Genomic DNA, 999 nt, shown 5'->3' on the forward strand with positions numbered 1-999 from the left:
GATCGCGGATAGATTGCACGTACACGTTAGCACCATTTATCGGGAAAAGAAGCGCGCCCGCATGGTGCAGTTGACAACCGATCTTGTAGAAGTGGATCGCTACAATCCGGACGAAGCACACAGGCGTTACCGCGAAAACCTATCAAAGAAGGGCGCAGACCTGAAAATAGGGAACGATCGCGCCCTTGCGGACTATCTGGAAAAGAAGGTAGTGGAAGAAGGGTATTCCCCCGCCGCCGCTCTTGCGTCCATTGAGATTGAAGGCAAAGAATTTTCAACTTCTATTTGTGTAGGCACATTCTACAACTACATAACAAAGGGCGTATTCCTTCGCCTGACAAACGCGGACTTGCCGGAGAAGCCGAAGCGCAAGCGGCCATATCGCACGGTTAAAACCGTGAAGCGCGCCCCGAAGGGCGAAAGCATAGAGAAACGCCCCGCCGAAGTGGACGCGCGGGAAGACGTGGGACATTGGGAAATGGACACCGTATATTCAAAAAAGAAGAGTTCCAAGAAAACCCTTCTTGTGCTGACCGAACGGAAAAGCCGTCTTCCCATTATGGAGCTAATGCCGGATCGGACGGCTGAAAGCGTGGTTGCCGCCCTTGACCGCATAGAAAGGCGTTTCGGTTCGCGCCTCTTCCGGTTGATCTTCCGCACGATCACCGTTGACAACGGCGGGGAATTTGCGGACGTGGAACGGCTGGAACGTTCCGTGCTGACAAAGGGCAAGCGCACGAAGGTTTACTATTGTCACCCATACAGCAGTTACGAGCGGGGAAGCAATGAAAACGAAAACAAAATAATACGGCGGCACTTCCCGAAAGGAACGGACTTCGGGAAAGTGACCGCCGCAGAAGTAAAGCGCGCGGAAAGCTGGATTGCCAACTATCCACGCAAAATTTTAGGTTGGAAAACGTCTGAAATGCTCTTCCGTGAAGCCGTCGCCGCCCTCTGAAAAAAATATTTCAAATTTTTTCGCATTTACTCTTGACATTT

General features: G+C 51.6%; 1 protein-coding gene. It reads left to right on the forward strand.

All coding sequences use genetic code 11. The features are described 5' to 3' along the window. The coding region (locus U8U68_RS21935; protein WP_322204594.1) for an IS30 family transposase at positions 1-958 on the forward strand (958 nt) is incomplete at its 5' end. Positions 959-999 lie beyond the last annotated feature (41 nt).

The sequence above is a fragment of the Acutalibacter intestini genome (genome assembly GCF_034334985.1).
GTDB classification, from domain to species: Bacteria; Bacillota; Clostridia; order Oscillospirales; family Acutalibacteraceae; genus Acutalibacter; species Acutalibacter intestini.